General features: G+C 65.4%; 18 protein-coding genes and 1 riboswitch. Of the genes, 5 read left to right on the forward strand and 13 right to left on the reverse strand.

The genetic code is table 11. The features are described from left to right. Positions 1 to 3: 3 nt before the first annotated feature. From ABIB95_RS29695 to ABIB95_RS29730, 8 genes are all read right to left on the reverse strand, one after another. Positions 4 to 843, reverse strand: a complete 840-nt coding sequence (locus ABIB95_RS29695) for an XdhC family protein (protein ID WP_354244548.1) — start codon at positions 841 to 843, stop codon at positions 4 to 6. An 11-nt stretch (positions 844 to 854) separates the two neighbouring features. Continuing rightward, a complete protein-coding gene (locus tag ABIB95_RS29700) occupies positions 855 to 2,063 on the reverse strand; it encodes a vWA domain-containing protein (protein WP_354244551.1) in 1,209 nt (402 codons plus the stop codon). Then, a complete protein-coding gene (locus ABIB95_RS29705) occupies positions 2,060 to 2,926 on the reverse strand; it encodes an AAA family ATPase (RefSeq protein ID WP_354244554.1) in 867 nt (288 codons plus the stop codon). The genes ABIB95_RS29700 and ABIB95_RS29705 overlap by 4 nt, the downstream gene beginning before the upstream one ends. A 2-nt stretch (positions 2,927 to 2,928) precedes the next feature. Next, positions 2,929 to 5,349: an aerobic carbon-monoxide dehydrogenase large subunit gene (locus ABIB95_RS29710; RefSeq protein WP_354244557.1), complete on the reverse strand. Its 2,421-nt coding sequence runs from the start codon at positions 5,347 to 5,349 to the stop codon at positions 2,929 to 2,931. Continuing rightward, entirely contained in the window at positions 5,346 to 5,846 is a 501-nt protein-coding gene (locus ABIB95_RS29715; protein WP_063985567.1) for a (2Fe-2S)-binding protein, read from the reverse strand. Before ABIB95_RS29715 ends, ABIB95_RS29710 begins: the two co-directional genes overlap by 4 nt. A 13-nt stretch (positions 5,847 to 5,859) precedes the next feature. Next, on the reverse strand, positions 5,860 to 6,723 hold the full coding sequence (locus ABIB95_RS29720) for an FAD binding domain-containing protein (RefSeq protein ID WP_166344671.1): 864 nt from the start codon (positions 6,721 to 6,723) through the stop codon (positions 5,860 to 5,862). Between the two features lie 365 nt (positions 6,724 to 7,088). After that, positions 7,089 to 8,291: an MHYT domain-containing protein gene (locus tag ABIB95_RS29725; protein WP_071909552.1), complete on the reverse strand. Its 1,203-nt coding sequence runs from the start codon at positions 8,289 to 8,291 to the stop codon at positions 7,089 to 7,091. A gap of 100 nt (positions 8,292 to 8,391) precedes the next feature. Continuing rightward, a complete protein-coding gene (locus ABIB95_RS29730; protein WP_071909551.1) occupies positions 8,392 to 8,949 on the reverse strand; it encodes a 6,7-dimethyl-8-ribityllumazine synthase in 558 nt (185 codons plus the stop codon). 74 nt (positions 8,950 to 9,023) lie between these two features. Continuing rightward, positions 9,024 to 9,199: riboswitch (FMN riboswitch) on the reverse strand. Between the two features lie 387 nt (positions 9,200 to 9,586). Between ABIB95_RS29730 and ABIB95_RS29735 the strand changes: the two genes are divergently transcribed. Together ABIB95_RS29735 and proC are read left to right on the forward strand one after the other, a co-directional pair. Further along, the gene (locus ABIB95_RS29735; protein ID WP_028169834.1) at positions 9,587 to 10,087 is read left to right on the forward strand and encodes a type III secretion system chaperone family protein; all 501 of its coding nucleotides are present in this window, start codon (positions 9,587 to 9,589) and stop codon (positions 10,085 to 10,087) included. 191 nt (positions 10,088 to 10,278) lie between these two features. Next, on the forward strand, positions 10,279 to 11,115 hold the full coding sequence (gene proC / locus ABIB95_RS29740; protein ID WP_354244560.1) for a pyrroline-5-carboxylate reductase: 837 nt from the start codon (positions 10,279 to 10,281) through the stop codon (positions 11,113 to 11,115). A gap of 151 nt (positions 11,116 to 11,266) precedes the next feature. Here the strand turns inward: proC and ABIB95_RS29745 are convergent, their stop codons facing one another. From ABIB95_RS29745 to ABIB95_RS29765, 5 genes are all read right to left on the reverse strand, one after another. Further along, a complete protein-coding gene (locus tag ABIB95_RS29745; protein ID WP_354244562.1) occupies positions 11,267 to 11,659 on the reverse strand; it encodes a thioesterase family protein in 393 nt (130 codons plus the stop codon). 206 nt (positions 11,660 to 11,865) lie between these two features. Further along, entirely contained in the window at positions 11,866 to 12,114 is a 249-nt protein-coding gene (locus ABIB95_RS29750) for a tautomerase family protein (protein ID WP_071909549.1), read from the reverse strand. A gap of 55 nt (positions 12,115 to 12,169) precedes the next feature. Further along, positions 12,170 to 13,690, reverse strand: coding sequence for a histidine--tRNA ligase (gene hisS / locus ABIB95_RS29755; RefSeq protein WP_354244565.1), 1,521 nt, complete (start codon positions 13,688 to 13,690; stop codon positions 12,170 to 12,172). A gap of 84 nt (positions 13,691 to 13,774) precedes the next feature. Next, positions 13,775 to 14,299 (reverse strand): YegJ family protein, encoded by a 525-nt coding sequence (locus tag ABIB95_RS29760; RefSeq protein ID WP_354244568.1) that lies wholly within the window; start codon positions 14,297 to 14,299, stop codon positions 13,775 to 13,777. 138 nt (positions 14,300 to 14,437) lie between these two features. Next, a complete protein-coding gene (locus ABIB95_RS29765) occupies positions 14,438 to 15,520 on the reverse strand; it encodes a branched-chain amino acid aminotransferase (RefSeq protein WP_354244571.1) in 1,083 nt (360 codons plus the stop codon). Between the two features lie 336 nt (positions 15,521 to 15,856). On the opposite strand from ABIB95_RS29765, the gene ABIB95_RS29770 reads away from it, so the two are divergent. From ABIB95_RS29770 to ABIB95_RS29780, 3 genes are read left to right on the forward strand one after another with little or no spacing between them, the layout of a single operon-like run. Continuing rightward, entirely contained in the window at positions 15,857 to 16,399 is a 543-nt protein-coding gene (locus ABIB95_RS29770; protein ID WP_354244574.1) for a MarR family winged helix-turn-helix transcriptional regulator, read from the forward strand. Next, positions 16,396 to 17,127, forward strand: coding sequence for a response regulator (locus ABIB95_RS29775; protein WP_028169830.1), 732 nt, complete (start codon positions 16,396 to 16,398; stop codon positions 17,125 to 17,127). Before ABIB95_RS29770 ends, ABIB95_RS29775 begins: the two co-directional genes overlap by 4 nt. 18 nt (positions 17,128 to 17,145) lie before the next feature. After that, positions 17,146 to 18,534, forward strand: coding sequence for an ATP-binding protein (locus ABIB95_RS29780; protein WP_028151545.1), 1,389 nt, complete (start codon positions 17,146 to 17,148; stop codon positions 18,532 to 18,534). Positions 18,535 to 18,730: the final 196 nt, after the last annotated feature.

Here is an 18,730-nt window from a genome sequence, read left to right on the forward strand (position 1 = left end):
GTCTCACTCTCTGCTTGCTGTTTGATTGGCCGCGCGCTGGCCACGCCGGCGTTCCCTGGTGATCTCGGCGAGGATCGACATTGCGATCTCCTCCGGCGTGATGGCGCCGAGATCGAGGCCGGCCGGCGCCTTGAAATCGTCGATCGCGGCGGCATTGACGCCTTCCGCGAGAAGCTTCGCGCGCAACGAAGCCATCTTGCGGCGGCTGCCGACGAAGGCGTGGTAGTCGGCTTTGGTTGCGACCGCGGCACGCAACGCGGCTTCATCACCCTTGCCTTGTGTCGAGACCACGACGAAGCGCTTTGCGTCGTTAAGCTCGCTGAGGTGATAGCCATCGATGACCGCATCGGCATCCGGCTGCGCCGTCAGATCTGCTGCGGGCGCGGCAAACGTGACGTGATAGCCGAGCACGCGCGCCTGCGCCGCGAGCGACAGCGCCACCGGGCTCGCACCGAGAATGACGAGCGAGGGATGCGGCAGCACCGGCTCGACGAAGATGTCCATCGTGCCCTTGCTCGGGCACATGTTGCTGGCGAAGCGAATGCCGTCACGGCTCTCGCCCGCGCTGACGCCGAGCTCGGCCAGCAGGTTCTCCGGCTGCACCGAGACCATGCGCGGCTCGCCATCGGCGAGCGCCTCGCGCGCCGCCTTCAGCACCGCGCCCTTGGCGCAGCCCCCGCCGATCCAACCCGCGACGATGGTGCCGTCGGCGGCGATGATCGCCTTTGCGCCAGCCTTCGCCGCGGTCACCGACACCGTGCGCACCACCGTCGCGAGCACGAAGGCACGCTCGGCGGCCTTCATCTGAGCGACTACATCAAGCACTTCGACATGAGCGGTCATCGGAAGCCTCCTCAAAGCTTCGCCAGATAGGGTTCGAGCGCTCGCAGGCTTTGCAGCGAATTCGCGGGCGCATAGAGATCGACATGCGGCAACGCAGCTCTTATGCCCCGCGCTTCGGGCGTGTAGCCCTCCCACGCCATCATCGGGTTGAGCCAGACGATGCGGCGACAGCGCCGGTGCAACGCCGCCATCTCGCGGCCAAGCAATGCGGCATCCCCGGTCTCGTAGCCGTCGGACACAATCATCACGCAGCTGCGCGAATGGATGACGCGCGCGGCGTGCCAGCGGTTGAAAGTTTGCAGGCTCTCGCCAATTCTCGTACCGCCGCCCGCGCCTTGCGCCATGATCGAGAGCCGGTCGAGCGCGCGGCCGGCGTCCTTCTCCTTCATCGCGTCGGAGACGTAGGCGAGGCGCGTGTGGAACAGGAACGCCTCGGCCTCGCGGAACTGGTCGAGCACACCGTGGATGAAGCGCAGGAACACGGCGGTATACATGCTCATCGAGCCCGAGGCATCGAGCAGCACGACCAGCCGCAGCGGCTTGTCCTTGCGCTGGCGCTTCACCAGGCTGATCGGCACGCCGCCATGGCTGATGTTGCGATGGATGGTGCGGCGGAGATCAAGCCTATAGCCGCGCCGGCGCGCGAGATCGCGCCGGGTCAGCCGCGTGCGCATTGCCTTGGCGAGCGCTGCTGCGGCCTCATGGGCCTGCGCGAACTGGTCTGGGTCGCTCAGCTTCCTGAAATCGACCTCGGCAAAATTGTCGGCGCGTGAAGCACCTTCCATGCGGCCCTCGCCGGAGCGGCCTTCCGGCGCGTCGTCAGAGGACGGAAGCTGGTCGACAGCGGACTGGTTACTGCCCTGCTCCGCCGCGGCATCCTGCAAGCTCTTCAGCGAGGGATTGCTGGCGCCCGGTGTTGATCCAATCGTGCGGGAGCGCGAACGCACGCGCTTGCCCAACCAGAACGCGTCGAACAGACCGTCGAACTTGTCCCAGTCGGATTTGCGTGCCGAGAACAGGTGCTTGAACGCCGCGCGCAGCAGACCCGGCCGCGCCGCATAGCCCGATGACATCAGCGTCGCCGCATCCTGTCCTTCGGCGAGCCCGACGCGAAAGCCGGCCTCGCGCAGCGTGCGCAGGAAGGCGGCAAGCCTCGCGGAGACGAGGCGCGAGACCTCGTTGAGGTCATCATATCCGGGGCTGGAGCCACAGCAGCTCATGCGACCTTTCCCAGCAGGCGCTGTGTCACCTCTGGCGTGACACGGGCGCGGTCTTCGTGAGTCTTCAACAGGCAGACGAGCGTCTCATGCACAGTCTCGGGCGCGTCGTGAAGATTGGTTACGTCGAGGCCGACGAGAGCTGCCGCCCAATCCAGCGTCTCCGCGACACCGGGAACTTTTCGCAGCTCCTCCTTGCGCACACCCTCGACCATGCGCGCGATCTGGAGCGACAGCGACGGGCTGGCGCCCATGACGCGCGCCAGGATGATGCGGGTCTCGCGGTCGACGTCGGGATAGTCGACATAATGATAGAGGCAGCGCCGGCGCAGCGCGTCGGAGAGCTCGCGCGTGCCGTTCGAGGTCAGCACGACATGCGGGATGGTGACGGCCGCGATCGTGCCGAGCTCGGGGATCGAGACCTGGAAGTCCGAAAGCAGCTCCAGCAGGAACGCCTCGAACTCGTCGTCGGCGCGGTCGATCTCGTCGATCAGCAGCACCGGCGCCTTCGGCCGGCGGATCGCGGCGAGCAAGGGGCGCTCGAGCAGGTATTTTTCCGAGAACACCTGGTCCTCGATGCTATCGCTGCCACGATGGGCCTGGATCGCCAGCAACTGGTGCTGGTAGTTCCACTCATAGATCGCGGCGGACTGGTCGAGGCCCTCATAGCATTGCAGCCGGATCAGCTCGGTCACGTGCACTTTTGCAAGTGCCTTTGCCACTTCCGTCTTGCCGACGCCCGCTTCGCCTTCGAGCAGCAGCGGACGCCGCAACAATTGCATCAGCGAGATCGCAGTCGCGAGGTCCGCATCGGCGATATACCCCGATGCGGCCAGTGCTTGCGCGATCTCGTCGCGGCCTTTCATCGCTACGCTACCGCCCCGAGATCTTTCGCCGCCTTCCAGTTGCGCCAGAAGTCGTGCGGCATCTGGATGTGCGTGCTGCCCAGGAACGAGAACGCGTCGTTGACGGCGTTGGAGAAGGCCGGCACGCCGCCGACATTCGGGCTTTCGCCGACGCCCTTGGCGCCGATCGGGTGATGCGGCGATGGGGTGACGGTGAAGTCGGTTTCCCAATGCGGCGTCTCCACCGCGGTCGGCATGAAGAAGTCCATGAACGAGCCGGTGACGACGTTGCCGACCTCGTCGTAGCGGATCTCCTGGCCCATCGCGATGGCGAAGGCTTCGGTGAGGCCGCCATGCACCTGGCCCTCGATGATCATCGGGTTGATGCGGGTGCCGCAATCGTCGAGCGCATAGAAGCGCCGGACCTTGTACACGCCGGTGTCGACGTCGATGTCCATCACGCAGAGATAGGCACCGAATGGATAGGTCATGTTGGGCGGATCGTAATAGCTGACCGCCTCCAGCCCCGGCTCCATGCCTGGCGGCACCGAGTTGTAGGCCGCCCAGCAGATATCCTTCATCGACATGAATTTTTCCGGCAGGCCCTTCACCCGGAAGCCGTCGATGTCGAATTCGAGGTCGTCTTCGTGGACCTCGAGCTTGTAGGCTGCGATCATCTGCGCCTTGGCCTTGATCTTTCGCGCCGCCATTGCAATCGCGGCGCCCGCCACCGGTGTGGAGCGCGAGCCGTAGGTGCCGAGCCCGTAAGGTGCGGTGTCGGTGTTGCCCTCTTCCACCATGATGTTGTCAGCGGGAATGCCGATCTCGGTCGCGATGATCTGGGCCCAGGTGGTCTCGTGGCCCTGGCCCTGGCTCTTGGTGCCCATGCGCGCGATGCCGGCACCGGTCGGGTGCATGCGGATCTCGCAGGAGTCGAACATGGCGATACCAAGGATGTCGCAGTTCTTCGACGGGCCAGCACCGACGATCTCGGTGAAGAAGGAGATGCCGAGCCCCATGATCTCGCGGGTCTCGCCCCGCGCGAACGCGGCGCGCTTCTCCGCCTGCTCTTTCCGGAGCGCGGCGTAGCCGGTCGTCTCCATCATCTTGCGCATGGCGGTGTGGTAGTCGCCGGAATCGTATTCCCAGCCGAGCGCCGAGTGATAGGGGAACTGCTCCGGCTTGATGAAGTTCTTCAGCCGGAGTTCAGCGGGGTCCATGTTGAGCTTCTGCGCCAGGATATCCATGGCGCGCTCGATGCAGTAGGCGGCCTCCGTGACGCGGAACGAGCAGCGGTAGGCGACGCCGCCCGGCGCCTTGTTGGTGTAGACGCCGTCGACAGCGAGATGCGCGGTCGGGAAGTCATAGGATCCCGTGACGATGTTGAAGAAGCCGGCCGGCCATTTCGACGGGTCGGCGCAGGCATCGAACGCGCCGTGATCGGCGAGCACGTGCACACGCAGGCCCGTCACCTTGCCGTCCTTGGTCGCGGCGACCTCGGTTGTCATGTGATAGTCGCGCGCGAACGAGGTCGCGGTGAGGTTCTCGATGCGGTCCTCGACCCATTTTACCGGCTTGCCGGTGACGATGGAGGCTACGGCCGCGCAGATGTAGCCGGGATAGGCGCCGACCTTGTTGCCGAAGCCACCGCCGATGTCGGGCGCGATGACGTGGATCTTGTGCTCCGGCAGCTTGGCGATCAGTGCCACCACCGTGCGGATCACGTGCGGGGCCTGGAACGTGCCGTAGATCGTCAGCTCGCCCTTGATCTTGTCGAACGAGCAGACGCACTGGCAGGTCTCCAGCGGCGACGGATGGGTGCGGTGGTAGGAGATCATCTCCTTGATCTTGACCTCGGCCTTGTTGAAGGCCGCGTCAGTCAGCTCCTTGTCGCCGACGGTCCACTCGAAGATGTGGTTGTCGTGCTTGCGCGGACCATGCGCGCCGGACATCTTGCCGACGAGATCCTCGCGCAGCACCGGCGCATCCGCGTTCATCGCTTTGAAGGGATCGACCAGTGGCGGCAACGGCTCGTATTCGACGATCACCGCGTTGATGCCATCATCGGCCGCATAGCGGTCGGTGGCGACGACGAAGGCGACCTCCTGATTCTGGAACAGCACCTTGCCGTCGGCGAGCACCATCTGCACGTCGCCGGCCAAGGTCGGCATCCAGGCGAGGTTCACGGTCTTCAGCGTCTCGGCGGTGATCACCGCGAGCACGCCGGGCACCTTCAGCGCCGCGCTGTCGTCGATCTTCTTGACGCGCGCATGCGGATGCGGCGAGCGGACGAAGTCGCCGTGGAGCATGCCGGGCAGCTTGACGTCGTCGACGTAATTGCCCTTGCCCTGGGTGAAGCGGATATCCTCGACGCGCTTGCGCTTGCAGCCCATGCCTTCGAGTGCGGCGGTGCGTTGTTCCCGCGTGGGAGTGAGGTCGTTCATTCTGCGGCCTCCTGGAATTCCACGCCGTTGATTTTGGCGGCGGCGTATTGAATGGCTTTGACGATGTTCTGGTAGCCGGTGCAGCGGCAGATGTTGCCGGAGATGCCCATGCGGATTTCCGGCTCGCTCGGCGAGGGATTTTCCTTCAGCAGCCGATGCGCGCGGACGATCATGCCGGGCGTGCAGAAGCCGCATTGCAGGCCGTGCATCATGCGGAAACCTTCCTGCAAGGCCGACAGCGTGCCGTCGGCATTGGCCATGCCTTCGATCGTGGTGATGTCGGAGCCATCAGCCTGCACCGCAAACATGGTGCAGGACTTCACCGACATGCCGTCGATATCGACGGTGCAGGCGCCGCAATGCGTCGTCTCGCAGCCGATATGGGTGCCGGTCATCTGCAGATTCTCGCGGATGAAATGCACCAGCAGCGTGCGCGGCTCGACGAGGCCTTCGACCTCGGCGCCGTTCACCTTCATGGTGACGTGTGTTTTGGCCATCGATCCCCCTCCCTTACTTCGCGACAGCGGCGGCGCGCTGAAGCGCGCGCGTCACCATGATGCCGCCGACATGTTTTCGGTATTCGACCGGGCCGCGGGCATCCGCAGCTGGCGCCATGATCGCTGCGGCCGCAGCGGCGGCCTTCTTCAACGTCGCCGCATCGAGGCTGGTGCCAATCACGGCCTTGGCGGCATCGGCGGCCAGCAGCGGCGTCTCGTGGACGTTGGTGAGCCCGATCGCGCAGGTCGCGACCTTGCCGCCGGACATGGTGAGAACCACGGCGGCGGCGGCGGTGGCGTAGTCTCCGACCTTGCGCTTGAGTTTTTCGTAGGCGTAGCCGTGGCCGGCCGCGGGCACGGGAACCGAGACGGAGGTCAGGATCTCGCCGGGCTCGAGCGCGGTGAAATAGGCGCCCTGATAGAAGTCGGCCGCCGCGACGTCGCGGGAGCCACCCGGGCCTTCGAGGCGATACGTCGCACCCAGCGTCATCATCAGCGCCGGCATGTCATTGCCGGGATCGCCATTGGCGACATTGCCGCCGATCGTCCCGCGGTAGCGCACCTGCGGGTCGGCGATCAGCAGTGCCGCTTCATGCAGGATCGGCATCGACTTGGCGACGTCGTCCGAGGCCAGCAGCTCGTGCTGGGTAGTCATCGCGCCGATGACCAGATTGTTGCCGTCGCGGCTGATGCCCTTGAGGGCGGCGATGCCGTGCAGGTCGATCAGATGGGCGGGGGTGGCGAGCCGAAGCTTCATCATCGGCACCAGACTGTGCCCGCCGGCCAGCGGCCGGGCATCCTCGCCAAGGTCTGCCAAGAGCTTGACGGCATCGGCGACACTCGCCGGCCGGTGATAGCTGAATGAGCCTGGGATCATCATCTCCTCCTCGTCGTCCTCTGGCGCGTGACGGCGCGGACGTTGGAGGGGACGGTCACTCCGAGAGGGGCGCCCCGCAATCATTCGGGCACGGAACAGCGGATTTCGCACGAGTTGCGGCGGGGAACGCACGAATTGCGTCAGGTTTGGCGACGTATGGCGCGGCGGCCACTTACCCTCCCCTGGAGGGGGAGGGTCGACCGCGCGAAGCACGGGCGGGGTGGGGTGATCTCTCCACTCGGGGAGTATTCATCGCGGAGGGACCGTCACCCCACCCCGCTCCGCACTACGCTCCGCTCCATGCGAAGCGACCCTCCCCCTCCAGGGGAGGGTAAGAAAGAACGCGCCTCCCGGGCGGCCCGACTCTACGCGTGCCGCCGGTTCGCCAGCCCCAGCCGCGCCTTTACCTCGGCGATCTTCGCCCGGCTCACGGGCACCCGGTGCGGCGACGGGCCGTCGAGCTCGAGCACGGCGCCATCCCCCTCTTTCCGGACCAGCGCGACATGGGGGATCGCGACGATATGGCTGCGGTGCACCCGCAGGAACAGCGAGGGATCGAGCTGGGCCTCGGCCTCCGAGATCGACCAGGGGCACATTCGCTCGCGGGTGCCGTCGTGAACACGGGTGTAGTGCGCGTCGGCCCGGACGCTGCGGACATTGGCCGTCTCGATGAAGTGCGTGCCGTCGGCGCTCTCGACCGGCAACCGGGGAACCGGCGCGCGGGGCGGCTGGCCGAGACCGCCGAGCGGGGCCACCGGGCGCGGAGCTGCGGCCGGCGCAGCGATCAGTTCGATGGCGGCCACCGCGACCGGCGAAGCAACCGGTTCGGCGGCAACAGAGGTCGAAGTCTGACGCCGCTGGTCGGGAACCAGCGACAGCAGGAAGCCGGCTGCGATGACGAAGCACAGCACCGCAACGATGATCGACAGGATTTGTTGCGACGCGGCAAGACCGCCGCCGGCGTGGTGATGCGCCGCACCGGTCAGCGGCTCGAAATGCATGCCCAGCATCGCGGTGTAATGCATGCCGGAGACGGCGACGCCAAAAACAATCGAGCTGACGATCAGCCGGACGCCCTCCTGCTGCGCCAGGAAGGCGCGCAGGCCGCCATAGGCCGTGACGATTGCGACCACGACCGAGAGCAGCACCATGGTCCGGTCGTGGACGATACTGAAATGACCGGCGAGGCCGTGGATGCCGACATAATGCATGCTGGCGATGCCGACGCCGAGCAAAACGGCCGACGAGGCCACTCGCTTCAGGGATGGCTCGCCGATCGAGACAAAGAACAAGGAGATGCCGACCACCAGCGCGCAGATCAGGAACGAGATGATGGTGGGAAGCACGAGATAGACCGTGTCCGGCGGCAGCGGCGCGGCCAGCATGCCGACGAAATGCATGGTCCAGATGCCGACGGCCAGAAACGCGGCCGCACCCGCGAGCAGAACGCGGTTGCTGACGCCGGGCGTGTTGCGGATGCGAGCAGCAAGCGCAAAGCCGGTATAGCCACCCAGACTCGCGACCGCCACAGAGAGCGCGACGAGATAGGGATCGTGTCCTTCGAACATGATCTTGTCGGCCGTCCGTCTCCACGGCACGGCCTCCTCCCGCCGCCGACTTTATAGGGACGGCGACGGGATTGACAATCAGCGGCGTGTGAGCGGACGGCTACACAATGCCCGCCGCGACCTGACCGCGCAGGCGCTCCAGGCCGAGCAATGTCTCGGCACAGGCTGCGGCGACCTCGACGCCCTTGATCGCAAAATGCCTGCGGAAGAAATCGTAGTGCACCTCGGTCTCGTGGAATTGCTGCGGCGTCAACACCGCCGAGAACACCGGCACCTCGGTGCGCAGCTGCACGTCCATCAGCGCCTTGATCACGGTGTCGGCGACGAACTCGTGGCGGTAGATGCCGCCGTCGACGACGAGGCCCGCCGCGACGATCGCGGTGTAGCGCCGCGTCTTGGCGAGGATCTGCGCATGCAGCGGGATCTCGAACGAGCCCGGCACCTCGAACACGTCGACATGATTGAGGTGACGCGCGGCTGCCTCCTTCACGAAGGCGATGCGGGCCTCCTCGACCACGTCGCGGTGCCAGCAGGCCTGCACGAAGGCCACCCGCTGCGGTTTGGCGAAGCGCGGATGCTCGGGTGCCGGATCCTGCGGAACCGGCGGTTGGGTGACTTCGGAAGTTTCGGTTTGGGGGTCTTGCAACATCTGATTCATGGCTTTCCTTCAAAGGACCAGAATCAGGGCATACGGAACGACAAGCAGCCGCACCTTGCGATGCGTCTGCCACCGACCGTTCTCTTTCATCCGGACTTTAACCGTCGGCTTCGGAGTTGCACCGAATCTGCTGACCCTTCCCTTCGGCAAAATTCCTTTTCAGGAAGATCCTTGGGGGAAGGCGCTCGCGGGCTTGGGCCTTGCGACCCTTACCGCCGGTGGGGACTTTCACCCCGCCCTGAGAACATCGGCCGCCCGGGATGAACGGCCTGACCGGAAATATGACGCCACCCGGCGGCCGCAGCAAGCGCGTTCCGCATGAAAAACCGCATGGTCCCATGCCGCCATGACGGGTGTGGCCTCGCCCGGCGGAATTAACGATTGGCGCGCCATCGGCGAATCCGATTCCGATTTGTTCTCATTCGTTAAGAATTGTGGCGGAGATGAGCTGTGGACGAACGAGTCCTGGCTTGTGGACGGACTCGGCAGCCAGTTGCGCAGATTCCGCAAATCACATCACTTGATCCGCGACAGGCTCGCGCTGATCCGAGGGGATCGCGACAGCGACGTTGAGGGAGCGCGCCGGGCCGACCGCGTGCGTATCAAAGACAACAAAAAGGCAAGAGGTCGAGACGGAATGTCCCTGCTCGAAGGCACTATCGATTCCAGAAATCACCCGCTCGCGGTGGTCGAGGACATCGCTGCCAGCAACAACTGGCCGTTCGAACGCTCCGGCGAAGACGAGCTCACGATTGTCTCCAAGGGACAATGGACCGACTATCAGATCTCCTTCACCTGGATGGGTGAGATCGAGGCGCTGCATCTGGCTTGCGCCTTCGACATGAAGATTCCGGTTGCGCGGCGGAGCGAAGTGCAACGGCTGGTCGCTGCGGTCAACGAGCAATTGTGGGTCGGCCATTTCGACCTGTGGACCAACACCGGCATGATCATGCACCGTCAGGCCCTGGTGCTGCCGGGCGGGCTCACCGCCTCGACCGCGCAATGCGAAGCCATGCTCGCCGGCGCCATCCACGCTTGCGAGCGCTACTTTCCCGCGTTCCAGTTCGTGGTGTGGGCCGGCAAGACCACCGCGCAGGCGATGGACGCGGCGATGTTCGACACGGTGGGAGAGGCGTAAGGCCTCTCTCCAAGATGGTGAGGGGCGCGCGCGCCCTCCTCAGCATCGTGCCGGACAAGCGGAGCGCAGATCCGGACCCAAACCGTGTGATTTCTCCGTATCGCGCGATGCTTGTTGCTCCGCCCTCCATCCACTAGAACCGCCTGTGGTTATGGGTCCCGGCCTTCGCCGGGACGACACCTTTGTTTGTGGTGACCACAGTGGCAGACAGCAGCACTCTCAAGAACATCACCGGCACCATCCTCCTCGCCGGCGCCGGCAAGATGGGCGGCGCGATGCTGACCGGATGGCTTTCGGGCGGACTCGACCCGCGTCGCGTCGCGGTGATCGATCCGCACATCTCACCTGAGATCACCGCGCTTGCCGCCAACGGCGTTGCGCTCAATCCCGATGTCAGCGCCGTCGGTACGGTCGAGACGCTGGTCGTCGCGGTGAAGCCGCAGATGTTCCGCGAGGCCGGCGCCGGGCTGAAGCAATTCGTCTCGGACAAGACCTCAGTGGTCTCGATCATGGCGGGAACCACGATCGCATCGCTCGAAGAGGTCTGCGGTGGCACCGTGGTGCGCGCGATGCCGAACACGCCGGCCGCGATCGGCCGCGGCATCACGGTCGCCGTCGCGGCGAAGAACGTCAGCACCGCGCAGCGCGCCGTGGCCGATGCGCTGCTGCGCGCTACCGGCTCGGTCGAATGGGTCGAGGATGAAGGCCTGATGGATGCGGTCACAGCGGTGTCCGGCTCAGGCCCGGCCTATGTGTTCCTGCTCGCCGAAGAGCTCGCGCGCGCCGGCGTCGAGGCCGGACTGCCCGAGGCGCTGGCGACGAAGCTTGCACGCGAAACCGTCGCCGGCTCTGGTGAACTTCTGCATCGGTCGGAGCTGCCGTCCAGCACGTTGCGCCAGAATGTCACCTCGCCCGGCGGCACCACGGCCGCGGCACTCGGCGTGCTGATGGGTGAGCCGGGCCTGCGCGATCTGATGATCCGCGCGATCGCGGCCGCGACGAAGCGGTCGAAGGAACTGGCGAAGTAAGCAGGTGTCGTAGGGTGGGCAAAGCGGCTTGTCCGCCGAAGCTCGACGAGCGAAGGCGGAAGCGTGCCCACCAACTTCGTTCGCGATCCCGAAAAGATGGTGGGCACGGCGCTTCGCGCCTTTGCCCACCCGACGGCATTCACGCTCGCCGCTACGCCCCGAGCCGCTTGTTGAACATCGCGACATTCACGAGCCCGCGCGCATGGCGGCCCTCGCCGAGCCTGCGCGTGCCCTCGAAGGCCTCGACCTCGAAGCGGATGACGCGGCGCTCGACCGCGACCACCTTCGCGGTGGTCCGCACGGTCGCACCGACGAGAGCGGCTGCGAGGTGGCGGATGTCGACTTCGGTGCCGACGGTGACCCAGCCCGGCTGAAGCGCGGCGCGGATCGCATCGCCCGACGTCATCTCCATCTCCAGGATCATCATCGGCGTCGCATAGACCATGGGCATGCCGGGCACGAAATGCCCGACCGTCCGCTCAGCCGGCACTACCAGCGTGCGCTCGGCGCTCATGCCGACCTTGATGAAGTCGCGTGCGTCCATGGGGGCCTCAAACTCCGCTGTCGTCCCGGACAAGCGCAGCGAAGCGGAGCGCTGATCCGGGACCCATAACCACAGGGAGTAGTTTGGCGAAGACTCGGAGTTACCAGCTCGCCAAATAACCACTCCCTGTGGTTATGGGTCCCCGCTTTCGTGCGCAATTGCGCACTCGGCGGGGGCGACAGTGGAGACTGCCGATATAGCGCTGGCTACTTCTTCGCAGCCGCCGCGCGCTCCACAAAGGTCTTGCCGCCCTTCATCTTGTGACGGAGCGGGGCTTCGTTGATCTGGATGACGACGGCATCGGCATCGACGCCGAGATTCTTCACCAGGGCCTGGGTGATGTCGCGCATCATGCCGGCCTTCTGCTCGTCGGTGCGGCCTTCGGCCATGCTGACGGTAATCTCAGGCATCGTTCTCTCCCTTGCGGCCGAACACCGGCCATTGACGGTCGCCATCAAACAAGACGTGGATGCCCAGGACAAGCCCGGGCGTGACGGCCTTCCGGAATGGCTATCCCCACTTTACGTCATGGCGGCCCAGGACTTCGCGCACCTTTGCGACGAGGTCGGCTTCGCTGCACGAGAACTGCGCCGGGCGGCTCTCGCGCCACTCCTGGTTGGAGGCGATCGCGGCGGCGGCCTTGGCGCCTTCGATCAGATCCTTGATCTGCAGCTCGCCGCGCGCCTTTTCATCCGAGCCCTGGATGATCACGCAAGGTGAGTTGCGGCGGTCGGCATATTTGAGCTGGTTGCCCATGTTCTTGGGATTGCCGAGATAGAGCTCGGCACGAATGCCGGCGGTGCGCAACAACGCCACCATTTTCTGATAGTCGGCGACGCGGTCGCGATCGAACACGGTGACGACGACGGGGCCAAACTCGGGCCGCGTGTCGAGCTTGCCGAGCAGCGTCAGCGCGGCCTGGAGCCTGGACACGCCGATCGAGAACCCGGTCGCCGGCACTGGCTCACCGCGGAAGCGCGAAACGAGTCCGTCGTAACGTCCGCCGCCGCCGACGGAGCCGAACCGCACGGGCCGGCCCTTCTCGTCCTTGGTCTCGAGCAGCAGTTCAACCTCATAGACGGGGCCGGTGTAATATTCGAGGCCGCGCACGACGGAGGGATCGATCTTGATGCGGTCCGCGCCGTAACCCGACGCCGTGACCAGCTTGGCAATCTCTTCCAGCTCGCTCACGCCGGCCTGACCAATCTCGCTCTTGGCGAGGTAGGTTTCCGCCGCGGCGATCGCGTCTTTCCAATCGTCGCGCGGCTTGGTGATGGCGAGAACAACGTCGGCCTCGGCGTCGCTCAGATTGGCGCCCTTCGTGAAGTCGCCCTTGCCTTCTTCCCCGCCATCCCATCGTCCGGGACCGAGCAGCTTGCGCACTTCGTCGGCGGAGAACTTGTCTAGCTTGTCGATCGCGCGCAGCACCGTCAGCCTGCGGCCTGCGTTCTCGTCGCCGCCGAGCCCGATGGCCTCGAGCACGCCGTCAAGCACTTTGCGGTTGTTGACCTTCACGACATAGGAGCCGCGCGCGATGCCGAGCGCCTCCATGGTGTCCGCGGCCATCATGCAGATCTCGGCATCCGCCGCCGGCGTCGCCGAGCCGACCGTGTCGGCGTCGAACTGCATGAACTGGCGGAAGCGGCCGGGGCCGGGCTTCTCGTTGCGGAACACGTAGCCGACGCGGTAGCTGCGGTAGGGCAGGACCAGACCGTCGGTGCCGTATCGCTCGCCGACGTAACGCGCGAGCGGCGCGGTCAGATCGTAGCGCAAGCTGATCCACTGCTCGTCGTCGTCCTGGAACGAGAACACGCCCTCGTTCGGACGGTCCTGATCGGGCAGGAACTTGCCGAGCGCGTCGGTGTATTCCATCGCCGGCGTTTCCACGGGCTCGAACCCGTAGAGCTCGTAGACGGCGCGGATCTTCTCGACCATCTCGCGCGTCGCCCGGATCGCTGAGGGGTCGCGATCCTCGAGCCCGCGCGGCAGGCGCGCCTTCAGTTTCTGGGGTTTTTTGGGTTTCTCGGCCATGCGCGGCGTTTACCAGCCGACGCGCAAAGCGGCAACCGAAGTTCGCTTTACCTCGCCCCGCAGGCAGGGAGAGGGGAAGAGAACCTACGGCTGCTCCATCCGGGCCCTCAGGGCATCCGCATCCGCCTTTGGCAGCGACTTCAGCGTCGGCTTGATGGTTTCGCCGCCGACGATCTTGCCGTTGCGCATGAACATCCAGTCTGAAATGTCGGCTTCGCTGAACTTGACCGCGTCGCCGGCCCGCTTGCCCGGCAGATCGCGCGGCTCGTTGGCGAAGAGGCCCGAATAGGTGCCGTTCGGCAGCTTCTTCACGTCACCGATCCAGATATGCTCTCCGCCCCTGCGGGTCGAAAAGCGCACCTTCAAGGCGTGCCCGGTCTCCGACGGCTTTGGCGCGTCATAGGACGCCCAGAAGGTCGGGAGCGTACCGCGGGCGCGCGCGATCGAGGTGTTCATCTCGGGATCGGTGGTGCGCACGTCGACGATCGGCGAGCGGTCTTGTGCGACGACCTCCGGCATGGGCCCGATGGTCAGGATGCCGAAAACGCTGACGCCGGTGATTGCGGCGAGAACGACCCATTTCATGGGCTGGGAGAGTTTTGTTGCCATGTTCGCGATGTCCAGGATGCTTCGATGTCTCCTGGCTTTGTCGCGTGTCGGCAGCAGCGCGTTCAGTGCGCAATAAGCCACAAACGTTGCGCGTTTCCCCTCTCCCTTGTGCGAGAGGGGAAACGTAATCGCCGTCGATCAAAACACCTTTTTGATCCAGTTGTGCGGATCGTTGGTGCGGCCGTACTGGATGTCGATGAGTTGCTTGCGCAGGCCCGTGGCGACGGGGCCGGCGGCGCCGCCGCTGATGTCGAAATCGCCGCTCACCGAGCGCACCTTGCCGATCGGCGAGATCACGGCAGCGGTGCCGCAGGCGAACGCTTCCTTCAGCTTGCCGCTTGCCGCATCCTTGCGCCACTGGTCGAGCGAGTACGGCTCCTCGCGCACCGTCTTGCCGACATCCTTCGCGAGCGCGATGATGGAGTCGCGGGTGATGCCGGGCAGGATCGTGCCGAGCGGCGGCGTCGAGAGCGAGCCGTCCTCGAACACGAAGAAGACGTTCATGCCGCCGAGCTCCTCGATGTAGCGGCGCTCGACCGCGTCGAGGAAGACGACCTGATCGCAGCCGTGCTGGATCGCTTCGGCCTGCGCACGCAGGCTCGCCGCGTAATTGCCGCCGCACTTGACGGCACCGGTGCCGCCGATCGCGGCGCGGGTGTAGTTCTCCGAGACCCAGATCGAGACCGGCGCAGGTCCGCCCTTGAAATAGGAGCCAACCGGCGAAGCGATCACCGCGAAGATGTATTCGGACGACGGCTTGACGCCGAGGAAGGTCTCGCTCGCGATCATGAAAGGGCGCAGATAAAGGCTGCCCTCGCCGCCCGGCATCCAGGCGCGGTCGATGCGCACGACCTGCTCGACCGCCTCGATGAAGACGTCCTCGGGCAGCTGCGCCATCGCCATGCGGTCGGCGGAATCCTTGAAGCGGCGCGCATTGGCGTCGGGGCGGAACAGGTTCACACCGCCGTCGTCACGCTTGTAGGCCTTGAGGCCTTCGAAGATTTCCTGCGCGTAGTGCAGGACCGCGCCGGCCGGATCGAGCTGGAAGTTGGCGCGCGCCTCGATGCGTGCTTCGTACCAGCCGCCCTTGGCCTGGTTGTAGCGGACGATCGCCATGTGATCGGTGAAAACCCGACCGAAGCCGGGATCCACCAGCTTGGCGACGCGGTCCTTCTCGGATGTCGGATTGGATGCGGGCTGGATGTCGAATTTCATACTCATGTCCTTGCCTCCCGCTGCCGGTAGCGGCGCTGTTCTGGCGCCCGCCTGCCCTGTTTGGGCCCGGCTGGCTTGATTAGGTTGTGGCTGGACCGCCGCCAGCCTTGTTACGGCCGGTTTCCGTGGCCAGCATGTCGCCGAGGACATGCTTTTGCGGAAGGCGGAAGTCCAGTATGTTTTGCCGAAATGCCGCTCGACAATCGCACGGTAGATCTGCTTCGGCCGTCGCCGCCTGTCCGGCTCTCTCCGGCCGCTCCTAGAACTGCCACCCGACGCGAAGCGATCTAAAATTTCGTGCGGGCTGATCGTTTTGTAACATTGAACCCAAGATACGTCAATATGCCTGACATAAATTTCGCAACTCCCTCTGAAGACGCAGCCGAGCCGCGGCCGGCCGCAGGCGATGGAGGCAATTTGCGCTGGGATATCATCGAACTGCTGTTCTTCGCCTATCGTGATTTCGTCGGCGATCCCGACCAGGAGCTGGAGGCTTTCGGCTTCGGCCGGGCCCACCACCGGGTCATGCATTTCGTCTATCGCTATCCCGGCCTCAAGGTCGCCGACCTGCTCGATGTCCTGCGCATCACAAAACAGTCGCTCGGCCGCGTGCTCAAGCAGCTCCTGGACGAGGGCTATATCGTGCAGAAGACCGGCGACAATGACCGCCGCCAGCGCCTGCTCTACGCGACGCCGAAGGGCGAGGCGCTGGTGCAGAAGCTCGCCGGGCTCCAGACCACGCGGATCACCAAGGCGCTCGCCGAGCTGGCGCCGCAGGATGCCGATACCGTCAAGCGTTTCCTGCGCGCGATGATCGACCGCGACGATCCGGACAAGGTGCTGGAGACGATCTTCGCCAACGTCAATCAGGACGGAAAGGAGTGAACGTGCCGTTCGCTGCCACGCTCGCCCGCCCGCCGGTAGAACCGGCCGATGATGCGCCGCATCTGCTGCTGGTCGACGACGACCGCCGCATCCGCGATCTGTTGTCGCGCTTCCTCGCCAGCGAAGGCTATCGCGTCACCACCGCGGCAAGCGCCGGCGATGCACGCTCGAAGCTCATGGGCCTGCATTTCGATCTCCTGATCCTCGACGTCATGATGCCCGGCGAGACCGGCTTCGACCTCGCCCGCTTCATCCGGACCTCATCCTCGGTGCCGATCGTGATGCTGACGGCGCGGCACGAGGCCGAAGCCCGCATCGAAGGCCTGCAGATCGGCGCCGACGATTACGTGGCAAAACCGTTCGAGCCGCGCGAGCTTGCGCTGCGCATCAACAACATCCTCAAGCGCGCCGCACCGCCGCCGCAAACCGCCGCGGTGGAGAAGATCGCGTTCGGCCCTTACGTCTACCATCTCGATCGCGGCGAACTGCGCCAGGGAGAGGAGGTCATTCACCTCACCGACCGCGAACGCGAGATGTTGCGGATTCTCTCGGAAACGCCGGGTGAGACTGTGCCGCGCAGCGCGCTCACCGGCAATGGCAGCGTCAACGAGCGCGCCGTCGACGTGCAGATCAACCGCCTCAGGCGCAAGATCGAGACCGATCCCGCCAATCCGCTGTTCCTCCAGGCGGTGCGCGGGATCGGCTACCGCCTGGTGGCCTCGCCATAAAGCAGTGAAGCGCGACCGATGAGCACGATCGATACCGGCCTGACGCTGTTGAAGAGCGCCGCCGGCCGCGTCTCCGCCGCCAATGGCTGGATGGGCAACGCGTTCAAGGGCTGGATGCCGACCGGCCTCTATGCGCGTGCGCTGCTGATCATGATCGTACCGATGGTGATCCTGCAATCGGTCGTCGCCTTCGTGTTCATGGAGCGGCACTGGAACACGGTGACGCGCCGCCTGTCGGCCGCTGTCGTGCAGGACATCGCCGCACTGATCGACGTCTACAAGGGCTATCCGCAGGACAAGGACCGCAACGAGATCCGCCGCATCGCCCAGCAGCGCCTCGGCCTCGTGGTGGACTTCCTGCCCGCCGGCGACATGCCGCCGCCGGGCCCAAAACCGTTCTTCTCGCTGCTCGACCAGACGCTGTCGGTGCAGCTCGGTCGCCAGATCGGACGCTCGTTCTGGATCGACACCGTCGGCCGCTCCAACCTCGTCGAGATCCGGATCCAGCTCGACGATGCCGTGATGCGCGTGTTCGCGCAGCGCAGCGCCGCCTATGCCTCGAACTCGGAGATCTTCCTGTTCTGGATGGTCGGCACCTCCTCGATCCTCCTGATCGTAGCCGTGCTGTTCCTGCGCAACCAGATCAAGCCGATCCTGCGGCTGGCGGACGCCGCCGAAAGTTTCGGCAAGGGCCGCGAGGCGCCGAACTTCAGGCCGCGCGGCGCGCGGGAGGTACGGCGCGCGGCGGTCGCCTTCCTCGAGATGAAATCACGCATCGAGCGCACGATGGAGCAGCGCACCGCGATGCTTGCCGGCGTCAGTCACGATCTGCGCACCATCCTGACCCGGTTCAAGCTCGAGCTGGCGCTGATTGGCGACAACCCAGAGCTCGAGGGCATGCGCAAGGACGTCGACGAGATGTCGATGATGCTGGAGGACTACCTTGCGTTTGCCCGCGGCGATTCCGGCGAGCAGTCGCAGCCGACCGACATGGCGCAGGCGCTCGAGGAGCTGCGCAGCGACGCCGAGCGCCACGGCCACACCGCGACCGTCGCGTTCCACGGCCTGCCCGTGGTGACCGTGAAGCCGGCCTCGTTCAAGCGCTGCCTCGCCAACCTCGTCACCAACGCGGCGCGCTACGGCAAGAGCATCGCCATCAACGGCCAGCGCGATCACCGTTATTTGACCGTCACGGTCGAGGACGACGGCCCCGGCATTCCCGCGCACTTGCGCGAAGAGGTGTTCAAGCCGTTCCTCCGTCTCGACAACGCCCGCAACCAGGACGAAGGCGGCACGGGCTTGGGGCTAGCCATCGCCCGCGACATCGCGCGCTCGCATGGCGGCGACATCACCCTCGGCGACAGCCCGATGGGGGGATTAAGGGCGAGCGTTCGGATTCCGGTGTAGGCGGCTCTTCCTTCTCCCCTTGTGGGAGAAGGTGGCGCGAAGCGCCGGATGAGGGGTTGTTTCCGCGAATTCAGAAGTAAGAGAGTCACGCGCGGAGAGATACCCCTTGTAAGTCGAAGCGCCGCAGGTCTGCTATTGTAGACGTTGCGGTGACGGACGGGAGCCCGCAAACCCCCAGGTCGTTGCAGGCCGTGGG

Origin of the sequence: Bradyrhizobium sp. LA2.1 (genome assembly GCF_040547725.1) — a bacterium.
GTDB lineage: Bacteria > Pseudomonadota > Alphaproteobacteria > Rhizobiales > Xanthobacteraceae > Bradyrhizobium > Bradyrhizobium barranii.